General features: G+C 37.3%; 15 protein-coding genes. All 15 read left to right on the top strand.

Translation table 11 applies throughout. The features are described 5' to 3' along the window. Positions 1-71 precede the first annotated feature (71 nt). Positions 72-920, top strand: a complete 849-nt coding sequence (locus M0R38_00075; protein MCK9480144.1) for a DUF3347 domain-containing protein — start codon at positions 72-74, stop codon at positions 918-920. Positions 921-978: 58 nt separating this feature from the next. Next, positions 979-3126: a heavy metal translocating P-type ATPase gene (locus tag M0R38_00070; GenBank protein MCK9480143.1), complete on the top strand. Its 2148-nt coding sequence runs from the start codon at positions 979-981 to the stop codon at positions 3124-3126. Positions 3127-3136: 10 nt separating this feature from the next. Next, on the top strand, positions 3137-5407 hold the full coding sequence (locus tag M0R38_00065; GenBank protein ID MCK9480142.1) for a multicopper oxidase domain-containing protein: 2271 nt from the start codon (positions 3137-3139) through the stop codon (positions 5405-5407). Between the two features lie 361 nt (positions 5408-5768). Next, entirely contained in the window at positions 5769-6497 is a 729-nt protein-coding gene (locus M0R38_00060) for a hypothetical protein (GenBank protein ID MCK9480141.1), read from the top strand. Positions 6498-6671: 174 nt separating this feature from the next. Continuing rightward, complete coding sequence (locus M0R38_00055) at positions 6672-7064, top strand: hypothetical protein (GenBank protein MCK9480140.1); 393 nt, start codon at positions 6672-6674, stop codon at positions 7062-7064. Between the two features lie 121 nt (positions 7065-7185). Next, on the top strand, positions 7186-8196 hold the full coding sequence (locus tag M0R38_00050) for a hypothetical protein (protein MCK9480139.1): 1011 nt from the start codon (positions 7186-7188) through the stop codon (positions 8194-8196). 176 nt (positions 8197-8372) lie between these two features. Then, positions 8373-9251, top strand: coding sequence for a hypothetical protein (locus M0R38_00045; protein ID MCK9480138.1), 879 nt, complete (start codon positions 8373-8375; stop codon positions 9249-9251). A gap of 152 nt (positions 9252-9403) precedes the next feature. Continuing rightward, positions 9404-10045 carry a hypothetical protein gene (locus M0R38_00040; protein ID MCK9480137.1) on the top strand — a complete coding sequence of 214 codons (642 nt, stop codon included), beginning with the start codon at positions 9404-9406 and terminating at the stop codon, positions 10043-10045. 190 nt (positions 10046-10235) lie between these two features. Further along, positions 10236-10916 (top strand): YiiX family permuted papain-like enzyme, encoded by a 681-nt coding sequence (locus M0R38_00035; GenBank protein MCK9480136.1) that lies wholly within the window; start codon positions 10236-10238, stop codon positions 10914-10916. A 25-nt stretch (positions 10917-10941) separates the two neighbouring features. Continuing rightward, a complete protein-coding gene (locus M0R38_00030) occupies positions 10942-11484 on the top strand; it encodes a hypothetical protein (GenBank protein ID MCK9480135.1) in 543 nt (180 codons plus the stop codon). Between the two features lie 151 nt (positions 11485-11635). Beyond that, the gene (locus M0R38_00025) at positions 11636-12157 is read left to right on the top strand and encodes a hypothetical protein (GenBank protein ID MCK9480134.1); all 522 of its coding nucleotides are present in this window, start codon (positions 11636-11638) and stop codon (positions 12155-12157) included. Then, positions 12157-12435 (top strand): hypothetical protein, encoded by a 279-nt coding sequence (locus M0R38_00020; GenBank protein ID MCK9480133.1) that lies wholly within the window; start codon positions 12157-12159, stop codon positions 12433-12435. The genes M0R38_00025 and M0R38_00020 overlap by 1 nt, the downstream gene beginning before the upstream one ends. 100 nt (positions 12436-12535) lie before the next feature. Next, on the top strand, positions 12536-13150 hold the full coding sequence (locus M0R38_00015; protein ID MCK9480132.1) for a hypothetical protein: 615 nt from the start codon (positions 12536-12538) through the stop codon (positions 13148-13150). 161 nt (positions 13151-13311) lie between these two features. Next, on the top strand, positions 13312-13659 hold the full coding sequence (locus M0R38_00010) for a hypothetical protein (GenBank protein ID MCK9480131.1): 348 nt from the start codon (positions 13312-13314) through the stop codon (positions 13657-13659). 5 nt (positions 13660-13664) lie between these two features. After that, on the top strand, positions 13665-14084 hold the full coding sequence (locus M0R38_00005) for a hypothetical protein (GenBank protein ID MCK9480130.1): 420 nt from the start codon (positions 13665-13667) through the stop codon (positions 14082-14084). Positions 14085-14922: the final 838 nt, after the last annotated feature.

Genomic DNA, 14922 nt, shown 5'->3' with positions numbered 1-14922 from the left:
GCTGTGTCCTATTGAAAGCGATTTAAAGGCTTTCAAAATTTAAGTAATTTAGTAATCTAAAATTTAAAAAAATGAAATCATTAAAATATGTAATGACCGCATTGCTAATGTTGTCATTCGGAGTGAGCAACGCTCAAATTAAAAACGCCAAAACCGAAACCGTAAAAATTTACGGAAACTGTGGAATGTGCGAAAGCACCATAGAAAAAGCAGGAAATGTTAAAAAAGTAGCCGAGGTAGATTGGAACAAAGAAACGAAAATGGCGACCATTACCTACGATGCAAAAAAGACCAATCAGGACGAAATTCTGAAACGTATCGCTTTAGTAGGCTATGACAGCGATAAATTTCTTGCACCCGATGATGTGTATGCAAAACTGCCTGAATGTTGCCTGTATGAACGGGTGAACAAACCTGTTGCAAAAGCAGAACCGAAAACGGAAACACACGACCATTCAAGTCATACGGCATCTACAGAAATGCAGGAAGTAAACCAACTGACATCCGTTTTTGAAAACTATTTTTCGGTAAAAGATGCCTTGGTAAAATCTGACGGGAACACAACTTCCACTAAAGCAAAAGACTTGCTAACCGCTCTTGTCGCTGTTCAAATGAATAAACTTTCAAACGAGGAACATACGGTTTGGATGAAAGTAATGAAAGACCTTGCCTTTGATGCAGAACACATTGCTGAAACCAAAGATGTAGCACATCAGCGAGACCATTTTATGAGCTTATCAAAAAATATGTACGAACTGATAAAAGTATCAAAACAGGAAACACCTGTTTATTATCAGCATTGCCCAATGGCAAACAAAGGCAAGGGAGCAAATTGGTTGAGCAAAGAAAATGCTATTAAAAACCCTTATTACGGTTCGCAAATGCTTACTTGCGGTAGTACAGTTGAAACTATAAAATAACCAACAAAGCAATGAAGTGGTAAAATCCATCTTCATTGCTTTTCAGAACAAAAAGAATATGAAAAAATATACTTGTCCGATGCACTTACAAGTGATAAAGGACGAACCGGGAAAATGTCCGCTTTGCGGAATGGATTTAGTTCCTATGGGTGGCAGTAAAAAAGAAACACACAGCCATCACGGACACCACCAACATCACGACCATAAAGAACATTCACATCATAGTGAAAACCACAGTCATCATTCCGATAGTGGTTACGACAAACACGAAGGACATCATACCCACGATTTCCTCAAACGTTTTTGGGTAAGTTTGATCATTACCGTTCCCATTTTGCTCTTATCGGAAATGATACAGCATTGGTTCGGTTTTACTATTGCTTTTCCGGGAGATAAATATGTACTGCTGACATTAGGAACTATTATTTACATCTATGGTGGAATGCCTTTCCTGAAAGGAATGGTAGGCGAAATTAAAGCCAAAGCCATCGGTATGATGACCTTGGTAGCCATCGCTATTACTGTCGCTTATGTATATTCTGTAGCCGTGGCACTGGGATTGAAAGGTATGGATTTCTTTTGGGAGTTGGCAACCCTTATCGTGATTATGCTTTTGGGACATTGGTTAGAAATGCGTTCTACTATGGCAGCTTCAAAAGCATTGCAGTCATTGGTGGCACTTTTGCCAAACGATGTTACTGTAGAACGACACGGAGAAGCCATAAAAATAAAACTCGAAGACCTAAAAAACGGTGAAACCATTATCATCAAACCCGGTGAAAAAATTCCTGCCGATGGAACAATTGTCGATGGAGTTTCTTATGTAAACGAAAGTATGCTCACAGGCGAAAGTGTTCCGGTGAAGAAGGAAAAAGACGGAAAAGTAATTGCAGGTTCTATCAATGGCGAAGGTGCGTTAAGAGTTACAGCAACAGGTGTGGGTAAAGACAGTTACCTCAATAAGGTTATCAATTTAGTTCAGGATGCACAAGCAGCAAAATCCAATACGCAAAACCTTGCCGATAAAGTAGCTAAATGGCTTACTTATATTGCCATTGCAACAGGCGTAATCACTTTTATTTATTGGTTTGGCAGTAGCGGAGATATTGCTTTTGCATTGGAAAGAATGGTTACGGTAATGGTTACGGCTTGTCCACACGCTTTGGGTGTGGCTATTCCGTTGGTGGTTGCCATTTCTACAACGCTTTCGGCAACCAATGGTTTGCTCATCCGCAATCGTACCGCATTTGAGACCACACGCAACTTATCCACCATTATTTTTGACAAAACAGGAACGCTTACCCAAGGTTCTCACGCTGTTGAAAAGGTTATTCCATTAACCGATAAATATGCAGCCGATGAAATAATACAATATGCAGCAGCCGTTCAACAATATTCCGAACACCACATTGCGAAAGGTATTTTGAAAACTCTAAAAGAAAGAAACCTTGAACTATGGAAGTCAGAGAATTTCAGCTATATGGCAGGTATAGGTGTAAAAGCAGTAGTGAACGGAAAGGAAATAGTAGCGGCAGGACCTAATTATTTCAAACAAAACAATCTTACAGAGCCTGAAACGCCAAAAGAAGTCAATCAAAATATTGAAACGGTCAATTATGTTTTTATTGATAATGAAGTTATCGGCATAATCACCTTGGCTGACAGTATTCGTGAGGGTTCACAAGAAGCCATTAACGAGTTAACAAAGATGAATATCAGATCCATTCTGCTTACAGGCGACAATGAAAAAATTGCGGCAGCCGTATCAAAGCAGTTGGGAATGGACGGTTATATCGCAAATGTATTGCCTCACGAAAAGCAGGAAAAAGTAAAGGAATATCAAGCCAAAGGTGAAGTGGTTGCGATGACTGGAGATGGTGTGAATGATGCACCGGCATTGGCACAGGCAGATGTAGGTATTGCAGTAGGTTCAGGTACGGATGTAGCAGCCGAAACAGCCGATATTATTCTGGTGAACAGCGACCCAAGAGATGTAGTAAAAATGATTGACTTCGGTAAACGGACTTATAAAAAGATGGTTCAAAATCTGCTTTGGGCGGTTGGCTACAACGTTATTGCCATTCCGCTTGCAGCAGGTGTGCTTTATCCGAATTTCGTTTTAAGTCCTGCAATGGGTGCGGTTTTGATGAGCGTAAGTACAATTGTGGTTGCCATAAATGCAAGCCTTTTAAAAATTAATAAATGAAAATTATAAAATGGATATACAAAATATTTTTCAAAAAAAGCTGTTGCCGATAACACTGATGCTTTTGGCAACAACTTCTCTTTTCGCACAAAAAGTAGTGCGATACGATTTATATGTAAAAGACACATTGGTAAACTATGCAGGAAAAGAAAAAAGAGCAATTGCAGTAAACGGTCAAATTCCAATGCCAACACTCACTTTTACAGAGGGCGATACTGCTGAAATTGTGGTACACAATCAGCTAAAAGAAAGTACATCACTACATTGGCACGGAGTATTTTTGCCCAATAAAGAAGATGGTGTGCCTTGGCTTACACAAAAACCTATTGAGCCCGGTACAACTTACACATATCGTTTTCCCATAATCCAGCACGGAACACATTGGTATCATTCCCACTCGGGTTTGCAAGAGCAAATTGGAATGTATGGCAGTTTTGTGATGCTAAAAAAGCAAAACGACCCAACTTTTAGAAAAGGCATCGATGATTTACCAACCGTTCCCCTGATGATAAGTGAATGGACAAATTATAATCCCAATAATATCAACCGAATGTTGCACAATGCCAACGATTGGGCAGCCATTAAAAAAAATGCAACACAGTCATACGCAGAAGCTATTCGAGAAGGGTATTTTAAAACAAAAATCAAGAACGAATGGAAACGGATGTTGGCGATGGACGTAAGTGATGTGTATTATGATAAAATTCTACTCAACGGAAATCACACAACCGATTTAAAAACGGTTGACGGAAAAACCTTGAAAGCAGGTGATAAAGTAAGATTAAGAGTTTCCAATGGTGGAGCTTCGTCCTATTTTTGGTTGCGGTATGCAGGCGGTAAAATTACTGTAGTTGCCAATGACGGTAACGATGTTGAGCCTGTTGAAGTGGACAGGTTGATTATTGCGGTTTCTGAAACTTATGATATTGTTGTAACCATTCCTTATGACGGTGTTTCTTACGAATTTTTGGCAACAACCGAAGACAGAACACAATCTGCAAGCTATTTTATTGGCAACGGCATCAAGCAATTAATTTCTCCGCTTCCAACATTAAAATATTTTGAGGGAATGAAAATGATGAATGATATGATGAAAATGGATGGCAATCTGGACGATATGGGAATGAAAATGAGTCTGAACCAAATGGATATGAACGTGGTAATGTATCCCGAAATAACAGGAGAAGCGAAGCAAAAACAAAAGCAAGACCATAGTCAGCACAATGTGGACAGCGACCCAAACCGCTACAATGCCAACGAATTAGGAGAAATAAAGACCCTGAATTATGCAATGTTGCAATCGCCCCATAATACAGAACTTCCTAAAGATGCTCCGGTGAAAGAATTAAAATTTACACTTACCGGAAATATGAACCGTTATGTGTGGAGTATGGATAACCGGATACTTTCGGAAGTGGATAAAATACCAGTGAAAAAAGGAGAAATACTGCGTATTACCATTTATAACAACTCTATGATGCGCCACCCGATGCACTTACACGGTTTTGATTTTAGGGTAATCAATGGTAAAGGCGAAAATGCTCCTCTCAAAAATGTGTTGGATATTATGCCGATGGAAACCGATACCATCGAGTTTTTGGCAAATGAAGAAGGCGATTGGTTTTTTCACTGCCATATCTTATACCATATGATGGGCGGAATGAATAGAGTTTTTGCAGTTGATGACTATCAAAATCCACACTTACCCAACAAGAAACAAGCCTACAATAAATTGCAAAGAGAAAGTAATATGCTGCACTTTATGATTGAAAATGATTTTGCAACCAATGGGAACGATGGTGAAGCAATGGTTCAAAATGCAAGATGGAGTTTGGGTACAGAATGGCGGTTGGGCTATAATGATATGCACGGCTACGAAGTAGAAACGCATTTGGGACGATACATCGGCAAAATGCAATGGTTTATGCCGTTTATTGGTTTTGATTACCGATACCGAAAAATGGGAATTGACGAACACGAAACAAACTTATTCGGACAAAAGAATGAAAAAGATACACGCAGAGCTGTTAGTTTAGGTTTTATGTACACCCTGCCAATGCTCGTTAACTTTCAGGCAGAAGTATATCACGATGGAATTGTCCGATTGTCTTTGATGCGTGAAGACATTCCGATTTCAAAAAGAATAAGAGCAGGTTTTATGGTCAATACCGATTTTGAATATATGGCTGAACTAAAATACATTATCAATAAAAATATGGGAATACGAACACATTATGACAGCGATATGGGATTTGGGGTTGGACTATCATTGAATTATTAAAGCCCATCAATTGCAAGCACATTGCCAAAGCCACACAAGCCAACGCTCAAACCAAAGCTTTGGCAAAGAGCTTGCAAAGCCGACTCAAGACAAAATTATTTTTAAAAAATTCCCGACCCTTCAAAAAAGTAAAAAACGCAACGCACAACCGACCCGGCAATGACACAAAAATTCAAAACTGACAATGGTTTGCAAAGACTGGCAGACAGAACACCAGCCGGTAACAAGGGTTTGGCGTAATGGCGGGTGAAGTGCTTCGTATGAAAGTTTTTGCTAAATTTGAACTTTGGTACTTCTATTGAAGTGTAGTGCTAAAAATCCGCCACTACGCCAAGCCCCAAACCGTTATGCCTAATTTTAAATGACACGAATCCTAACGACAATATTACTTTTGACCTTTTGGCTGACTTCATTCGGACAGAAAATTTCCGTTGACACTTTATTCATTCCTAGAATAGAAAAATTCTCAAACGTTCAAGATGAAAAGCTAAAATTTCCTGTGATAAAGACAGGTAATTTGCAAGTTGACAAAGCAATAAATAACGACTTGAAAAACCGTTTTACTAATAATGAATATCCAGACCTTTCAACTGACTCTACATTAATTAAATGGTCTGATGGAATTATTTATCTTGACTTTGAAGTTACTTACTTAAAAAACGGACTTATTTCGTTAAACATAAGTGCTGAAGGTTGCGGAGCATATTGCACAGTTTGGACAGACTACTTTACATACAATTACATAACAGGACAGTTTTTAACCATTGACCAAATTATTGATACAACAGGGAATTTTAAAAATCGAGTTATTGCAGACAGAGACAAACAATATGAGCAACAGAAAAAAGACCTCAAAGAAATGTTGCTCGACAAAAATGCAGAACTTGACGAAGACACCTATAATTGGGCATTAGAGCAATATGAAAACTGTGAAAAGGAATTTACATTGAAATCGTTTGCTCTTTATTCTGACCATTTAGAAATAATTGAAAATTGTTACCTTCCAAACGCAATTAAAAATTTGACACCGACAATTCAATTGAAATATAAATATGTTGACTTGAAAAAGGACTTGAAAATAAAAAACTAGGCATAACAGCACCTACCCAAAAGTGGCGGTTCAGTGGTTAAATCAAGCTTTGTGCTTCTATCAAAGTTTCTGCTTGGTTGACAGTGAAGTGCTTCGAAATCGCCACCTTCGGGTAGCTGCAAACCGTTATGCGGCAGCTTAAAAGACGCCACAACAGACACCAGGAAGAAAACAATGACACAGAAAAGAATTAATAATATTGTTTCACTAACCTATTGGACTATAGGTTTATTGCCAGTCATTTGGGTAATTCTAGTCCTGACAAATTATCTAATTACAGGAAATGAACTTGGACACCTACCTAAATATGGAATAGATGGCGGACAAGAAAGTTATCCAATACCTTACAGCGGTTTAGTAAATATGATTTTAATGATGACGACCTTTTGGGGCATTGTAATAATTCCTTGCATTGTTTTGGGACACTTTATAATCGGACGACTAATAAAACCTTTTCCAAAATTGACATTAAGACAAGCTTTGACAAGTTATATTGGCTGTGGACTGTATTTGCTTTTGTGGAATTGGAAACCATTTTCAGCGATGATGACTTGGTATATAGATTAATTTTAGAAATTATCATTGAACGAATTTGGCATTTACAAAGACAATAAAAATTAAGAAAAAACAAACCTAACCTTTGGACTAAGACAGCATTTAAAACAGCAAAAAGACAATTAGAAAACCAATGAAACTGACGACAAAAAAAGAAAGCCGACCGCATAACAGCACCTACCCAAAAGGCGGGGTTTCGTGTTCCAAAGACAGTTTTGTGGATAATCAAACATTAGTTTTTCAAATCAAATTTTGTGGTAAAAAATCCCGCCCTTCGGATAGCTGCAAAACGTTATGCGGCAGCTTAAAAGACAACACGATATTGAAAATTAGAAATTACATATTAACACTTTTACTCTTGACGACAATCCACTTCAAGAGTTTTGGGACTGCTCAAATTCCAGATATACTAATATACAATGGTGACACACTTTCAATATATTCAAATCCATTAGAGCAACTTGACAACATTGATACTCTTAGGGAGAAACTGTTTGGAGATAAAGAGAGCTATTGGACAACTGCTTGTTATAGAAAGTATCAAGCTGAATGGACATTAATTGATAATCAACTTTACTTGACAGCTATTTACAGTTGTGACTACTATCAAGACAAAATTAAAGCGGACTTAAAGTCGCTATTTGGTGAGAAGTTTATAAATGGCAAAGTTCAAGCAGATTGGGTGACAGCGAAAATTCTATCACCGCAAGGAAAACAACTTTACTACGTTCATTCACATTACGAATCGCTTTACGAAAGAGAAGTTGTTTACGAAATTATTAACGGGCAATTAATAGGAACGACAACCTTTGACAACAGTAAATCAAGAAAATCAATATACAGCGAAGACACGACCTTATTACACTTCATTTACACCAACATTGACTGGGACAAGTTGCCTAATCAAGACAAGCCAGTTAAAATAGTTGTTCAATTTTCTGCAAACGAACAAGGAATTATTGACAGTGTAGAAGTTAGAAAAGGATTTAACGAAACCTATGACAATGAAGCAATAAGAGTAGTAAAATCAATTCCTGAATGGGACGTATTTTATAGACGTGGACAACACGAAAGACGTTCTTGGGTAGTGCCAATAGTTTTTAGCGAAGAGAATAGACAGAAATATAAAAAGGACAGAAAATGAACGAAATACAAGAAAGCCGACCGCATAACAGCACCTACCCAAAAGTGGCGGTTCAGTGGTTAAATCAAGCTTTGTGCTTCTATCAAAGTTTCTGCTTGGTTGACAGTGAAGTGCTTCGAAATCGCCACCTTCGGGTAGCTGCAAAACGTTATGCCCAATTTTAAGACGACACAGCAATGAAACGACTGACAACAATATTGACAATTCTTTTTCTGACTTCGACAAGTCTGACTTTCGCTTGTGACTGTGGTTCTCAAGGAAACTTTTTGACTGTTGCACCAAAAGCAAAACTTGTTGCACTCGTAAAGGTTGACAGTTATTTGACTTACAAAAATATTTACGATAAACCGACTCCAATGTCTATGGAAGTTGAAATTCTTCAAATTTTTAACGGACAAGAGACAAGAAAGAAAGTAACCATTTGGGGAGACAATGGAGCGTTATGCCGACCGTATCTTTCAAATTTTAAAATTGGAGAATATTACATTATAGCTTTTTACAAAGGACAAAATGGCTCAGAATATACCCATATAAATGAAAAAGAAACTGATTACATTATTTCAAGTTGTGGAGACTTCTGGCTGACAGCTGACAACTACAATAAAAAAGCAAAGGGTGCAGTAGGTAAGAATCAAAATGAAATCAGCTATAAAGACTTGTATGAATATTTTCACGGAGACAAAACGAAGGAATTAACGCCAATAGACTTTAAAGAAATATTTCAACTTGCTCTTGACCTACCAAAACTGCAACAATACTTTCATATTGACACGGACACAACAAGAAAACAGATAATAATCCAATACTTTGGTGACGCTAAACACAACAACTTAACAGGAGTGAAAAAATTCGGCAGACAAATAAAAATAATGACCGAAGAAGAAATTAAGAAACAACAAATCAAGTTTTATTTTGTGGTTGGTGACTGGGTTTGTGGACTAAATTCGGTAAGACTTCAACTTTCATATGTAGGTGAAGGCCTGACGACAAGTTATATGTTTAAAAAAGTTGGCGACAAATGGACAATTTTAAACTCTGAACTGTGGGAAGAATGAGAAAAACTGGGCATAACAGCACCTACCCAAAAGTGGCGGTTCAGTGGTTAAATCAAGCTTTGTGCTTCTATGAAAGTTTGTGCTTGGTTGACAGTGAAGTGCTTCGAAATCGCCACCTTCGGGTAGCTGCAAAACGTTATGCCTAAGCTTAAATGAAGACACTACAGACATACATATTTCTCTTTTTGACGACAAATCTTTTGGCGCAAACAGACCTTGGACTTGGACTCGTTTCAATCAACTTTGACGACAAAACGACCTTGCATTTCTACTCGACACCTAACGACAAAGAACCAAAAAGAATAATTCAGTTTTTTAACGACCAGACAATTAACAGTTGGAACATTCGTGACCGTGACAAACAAACAGAATGGCTGAAACCAGAGATTTTGTGGCTCGACTATTCTCAATTCGTTTTTCGCTGCATAACAGTTCAAGACAATTGGTTAAAAGTTATAGTTAACAATGAAAACGGAGAGACTTTATGGCTCAAGAAAAATGACTTGACGACTTTTAGAAATTGGGAAGACTATTTAAAGGAAATGTTCGGTGTTGCAAGACTTCCTGACCGGAAACAGAAAATCAGAAGTTTACCAACCGACAATTCTGAAGAAATTATTTATCAAGGTCGAGACTGTTTTCAAGTAAAATCAATGAGGGGAGATTGGATTGAAATTTTTACGGCTGACCATTGTGACGAGGGCTACACAGACAGCAAGACAAAAATAAAATCAGGTTGGATAAGGTGGCGACAAGGAAACAACCTCTTAATTGAATATTTTACAACAAGCTGACAGACAAATGAAAAGAAAGCCTAGGCATAACAGCACCTACCCAAAAGTGGCGGTTCAGTGGTTAAATCAAGCTTTGTGCTTCTATCAAAGTTTGTGCTTGATTGACAGTGAAGTGCTTCGAAATCGCCACCTTCGGGTAGCTGCGGAACGTTACCTGCAAGCGTAGCGGACGGCACAACAACAAAAGAGAATGAAGAAAGCAATAATTATACTTGGACTTTTAGGACTGATAATTTTCGGTGGACTTTCTGCTAAACGAAAATTTTACGACCCGAAACACAAACTTGAAAATGCTAAAACGGAAGTAAAACAACTTGCCGACAATGACGAAATAAAAAATGGCGACTTAATTTTCCAGACTTCTCTTTCAGGACAAAGCAAAGCAATTCAACTTGCGACAAACTCAAAATATTCGCATTGCGGAATTGTTTACAACGACAACGGACAGTTTTACGTTTTTGAAGCAATACAACCGGTAACGACAACACCGCTTGACAAATGGATTGCTCGTGGAAAAGATGGACATTATGTTATCAAGCGACTTAAAAACGCTGACCAAGTATTGACAGCAGAGACACTTCAAAAAATGAAAAAAGAAGGAGATAAATTTAAGGGCAAAAATTACGACCTGACTTTTGAGTGGAGTGACGAAAAAATTTATTGCTCTGAACTCATTTGGAAAATCTATAAACGTGCGACAGGAATTGAAATAGGGAAACTTGAAAAACTAAGCGACTTTGATTTGACAAACGATGCAGTTAAGAAAAAAATGAAAGAACGATATGGCGACAAAATTCCAATGGACGAAATAGTAATTTCACCAGCGGCAATTTTTGACAGCGAACTTTTAATGACAGTTAAAGAAAATTAATTTGAAGAAGTTCGGAATACTAATATTGATTATAATTCTCGCCCCTATAATTGGTGGTCTATACGGCATTTTGCACGACCAACTGACTTACACGATTTCGCCTGAGTATTATACAAAATTCAAGTTCTATCAATTTGGACTAATGGACTTGGGTAACGAAGCAATTTTTCCAACTCCAAGACTTCAAGTTTCAGTAGTTGGTTTTATGGCAACTTGGTGGATGGGTCTTCCAATTGGCCTTATTCTCGGACTTGTGGGGTTGGTTCATAAGGACAGTAAAATAATGTTTCAGACAACAATTAAAGCAATTATAGTTACCGTAATTATAGCATTTGCAACAGGACTTATTGGACTTGCATACGGAAAAATATATCTCGCAGATACAGGTGTAAATTGGTGGTTGCCCGAGAACTTGATTGACACAAAAAATTTTATTGTAGTCGGCTCAATGCATAATTTTAGTTATTTAGGCGGGCTGACAGGACTAATTGCAGGGATAATTTATAGCATAAGACAAAAACGAAAAATTGATAATGAAAACAACAGCGGACAGAACGCCAGCAGGTAACAGCACCTACCCAAAAGTGGCGGTTCAGTGGTTAAATCAAGCTTTGTGCTTCTATCAAAGTTTGTGCCTGGTTGACAGTGAAGTGCTTCGAAATCGCCACCTTCGGGTAGCTGCAAAACGTTATAGCCAATTTTAAGACGACAACACTACAGTGACAGAAACGATTAAAAAAATAATATTTTGGACTGCAATTGCCTTTATTGGCTTGACAGTTTTTAGCTTGACAATTGGACAACTATTGCCTTATGAATTTGCAGACTACAGAATTCAACACAAGTTCTATGACACAATCATATTTGGACTTCCATTTGCCGTTCTTCTGACTCTTTTTGGGACACTAAAAAAAGAAAACTCAAAAACAAAAAATTGGACTTTGGGCATTTTGACAGCTTTGACTTCCATTTTGTGTTTCGTAGGACAGCTTTTTATGATTTTTTCATTTGGCTTTGGTGTTTGGACAACTGTAACGACAATATACAAACACAAGACGGAAAACCGAGAAATTAAAGAACAACTCTATGACATTGGAGCTTTTGGTTACGGTGGACAGAGAACGGTTGAGATAAAGCCTTTTATGAATTTTTGGATTTTACCAACACCGATTGACACTTTGACAATTAATAAAAGTGAATGGAAATATGTTAACGAACAAGGAGATATTAAATTTCCTTAATGAAAAAACTAATGGTTAAAGACAAACACATAATTGAAATTTTCAAGACAACAGACCAAATAGAAAAGTTAGTGTATCTTGACAACAATTCCGTTTTGACTGTTTGGAATATAGCTTGGGGTTATGACATTGGTGACGAGTTTGCACATATTACGACCAACATAAGTCCAGAAATAAAAGACTTTAACATTGACTTTTTTTACACGAACGAAATACAAAAAATTGAAGACCGGACAAATAGAAAAACCTTATATGAAAGAGAGAAAAACGGGCTATAACAGCCGTTTTGCAAAAGCGGGGGTTTCGTGCTTCTATGACAGTGAAGTGCTCCGAAATCGCCACCTTCGGGTAGCTGCAAAACGTTAGCAGGCATTATAAATGACAGACAAACTATACATATTAAACAGACCAGACGAACTTGACACAAAAGGTTGGGATATTGAGTTTGGACAATTACTGACACCAAAGCGTGGAGCTGACCCATATATTTTCGTTTTTGACAATCTTTACGAAAAAGAGAATTTATCTTGCTTGTACTACACAATTAGCGAGTATAGAATGGGGGCCTATGCAGGACTTATTGGAATTTTTAAAGACAAACACAAACCAACACTCATTGCAAACCCGACAAATCAATGGTTTGTTTGGCAAGGCGACCGCTCGCTGACTTTTTCCGACAATTTTTTATTTATAAGAAAACTTGCATACAATCCGACAGACAAACTTTCCGGAACACCGTTTACAATATTCGACTTAGACAAAAAAGTTTTTGGTTTCATAGACTTTGATATGACTTCAATTTACTATTCGCCAATAAAAATTAATGACTCAGTTTACAAATTCAACCTTGACACACCCGAAGAATTAAATGCAAAAATTCAAAGCAGACACGGACAGACTTTTGACTTGAAAACAATTAAATTCTATTCCTTTGACAAACTTGACAACCTAATTGACATATACTTTGATGAGAAAAAAAATAACGCCTGCTAACAGCCGTTTTGCAAAAGCGGGGGTTTCGTGCTTCTATGATAGTGAAGTGCTAAATTCAAGCTGTGTGCATCTAATGAAATTTAGTGCTAAAAATCCCCGCCTTCGCAAAGCGGCAAAACGTTACCTGCAAGCTTAGACACACAACGACACGATACAACATTATGAAAGGAAATTATGAAATATCAATCGTTTTGACAGTTCTATCATTTGGACTTCCCGTTTTGTATTTCATTTTGACAAGAAAAGCATTTACCCCGTTTTCGTTACGACAATTGATTAAAGGTTTCAATTTTGCTCTTATTGTTCAAATTATCTTGGCAGGGTTTTATTTAGGACTAATGGGGTTTATGGACAAGAAAATATATGCAGAAGGTCAAAGTACTGACTTTACAGACATTCTTATGAACACAGGAATGACCTACACTATTGTTGGTGCATTCTTTTACATTCCCGGACTTATCCTGTTAAACTTAGTTTCGTTTTTAATTTCAAGACTTACAACTAAATGAGTAAAATGAAAACATACAGCTTGGCAATTATCTTAACATTATCGTTCGGACTTTTTTCGTGTTCAAACTCGACCGACAAAAAAGAAATTGACAAGACAAAAACTCACGAAAGACTAATAGACTGTAAAACGAAGTATGTAATGGAAGACGGAGAGGAAGCTGACGGCTATCACGAAGACTATGAAAACTTTATCAAAGACTATTTTTCGGAAGAGCAAATTGGCGACACATTAATCGTAACGACTTTAATTGAAGTAAATGCTTGCGGAAAGACAATTGGAGATATTGAATTTTCGGGAGACACGTTATTTTTAAAAACAAGACAAATTGCGGACGAAGTTTGTACCTCGACAATGTTTGAAAAGTTTATATACAGAATTCACAACCCTGACAATAAAAGGTATGAAATACAAAGCGAAAGATAAAAAGCCAGCAGGTAACAGGCGTAGCTGTTGCACAACTCTCTAAAAAAAGAAAAAAACATCAAAAACGGCTTCATTAGAAGCGATTTAAGCACACTTGTTTTTTCAACTACGCTTTTTAAGTTGGTTTTTTGGGTGGTTTATATAGGAGTTGTGAGCGTTGTGATGTAGTCAATAAAAAAACGAAAGGTGTTTTGCGCAGTTGCCTCTATTTTTTGCATGGCTTGCGCTATGCTGTATCAAGGGTTTGTGATAATAAGCGATAAAAATTGTCAGTTGGTACCAAGCTGTCAATGCTTACTTGATACAACATTTTTGGTTGAATATCCTTACGTCCCTGCATGCATCAAAGATAAGAAAAGAAATTTTTAAGGCAAAATATACAACACTGACAATCAATTAATTACGCACACTTATTGCACTTTTGTTAATACATGCATAATTGATTTATATTTGCCTAATGAAGTTATGGGTGTGGTTGTGCAACAGGCACAAGGTATTGCCAAAAGCGGGGACGAACGGCTTCGATTGGACATTTGTGCAAGGTTCAACATTCGTTCTTCGATTGAACTTTTGTGCTAAAAATCCCTGCCTTCGGCAATACCCAAACCGTTGTGCGTCAGCATTTTCAACCGTTTCCCAAAACATCGAACCCCGAAATTGAAGAACACAATTAAGATTTAACGAAAAAATTTGTTTCCTAAATAAGAAACTTGTAAATTTGCTTATAATTTAAAACGGATGACAGATTACAAATTTCGAGTTGAGTTTTTGGAAGAGGCAAAAGAGTTTCTTGATAAGCTTGACGAGAAAGCAAGAGATAAAATAGTTTATAACATTT

It is taken from the genome of Bacteroidia bacterium (assembly GCA_023228875.1).
In the GTDB taxonomy this organism is placed as follows: domain Bacteria; phylum Bacteroidota; class Bacteroidia; order NS11-12g; family UBA955; genus JALOAG01.
This window is presented reverse-complemented; position numbering and strand designations above follow the sequence as displayed.

Excerpts from the sequence above, each read along its gene's own strand:
- M0R38_00075 (MCK9480144.1), top strand. The coding sequence starts at position 72 with ATGAAATCATTAAAATATGTAATGACCGCATTGCTAATGTTGTCATTC.
- M0R38_00070 (MCK9480143.1), top strand. The coding sequence starts at position 979 with ATGAAAAAATATACTTGTCCGATGCACTTACAAGTGATAAAGGACGAA.
- M0R38_00065 (MCK9480142.1), top strand. The coding sequence starts at position 3,137 with ATGGATATACAAAATATTTTTCAAAAAAAGCTGTTGCCGATAACACTG.
- M0R38_00060 (MCK9480141.1), top strand. The coding sequence starts at position 5,769 with ATGACACGAATCCTAACGACAATATTACTTTTGACCTTTTGGCTGACT.
- M0R38_00055 (MCK9480140.1), top strand. The coding sequence starts at position 6,672 with ATGACACAGAAAAGAATTAATAATATTGTTTCACTAACCTATTGGACT.
- M0R38_00050 (MCK9480139.1), top strand. The coding sequence starts at position 7,186 with ATGAAACTGACGACAAAAAAAGAAAGCCGACCGCATAACAGCACCTAC.
- M0R38_00045 (MCK9480138.1), top strand. The coding sequence starts at position 8,373 with ATGAAACGACTGACAACAATATTGACAATTCTTTTTCTGACTTCGACA.
- M0R38_00040 (MCK9480137.1), top strand. The coding sequence starts at position 9,404 with ATGAAGACACTACAGACATACATATTTCTCTTTTTGACGACAAATCTT.
- M0R38_00035 (MCK9480136.1), top strand. The coding sequence starts at position 10,236 with ATGAAGAAAGCAATAATTATACTTGGACTTTTAGGACTGATAATTTTC.
- M0R38_00020 (MCK9480133.1), top strand. The coding sequence starts at position 12,157 with ATGAAAAAACTAATGGTTAAAGACAAACACATAATTGAAATTTTCAAG.
- M0R38_00015 (MCK9480132.1), top strand. The coding sequence starts at position 12,536 with ATGACAGACAAACTATACATATTAAACAGACCAGACGAACTTGACACA.
- M0R38_00010 (MCK9480131.1), top strand. The coding sequence starts at position 13,312 with ATGAAAGGAAATTATGAAATATCAATCGTTTTGACAGTTCTATCATTT.
- M0R38_00005 (MCK9480130.1), top strand. The coding sequence starts at position 13,665 with ATGAAAACATACAGCTTGGCAATTATCTTAACATTATCGTTCGGACTT.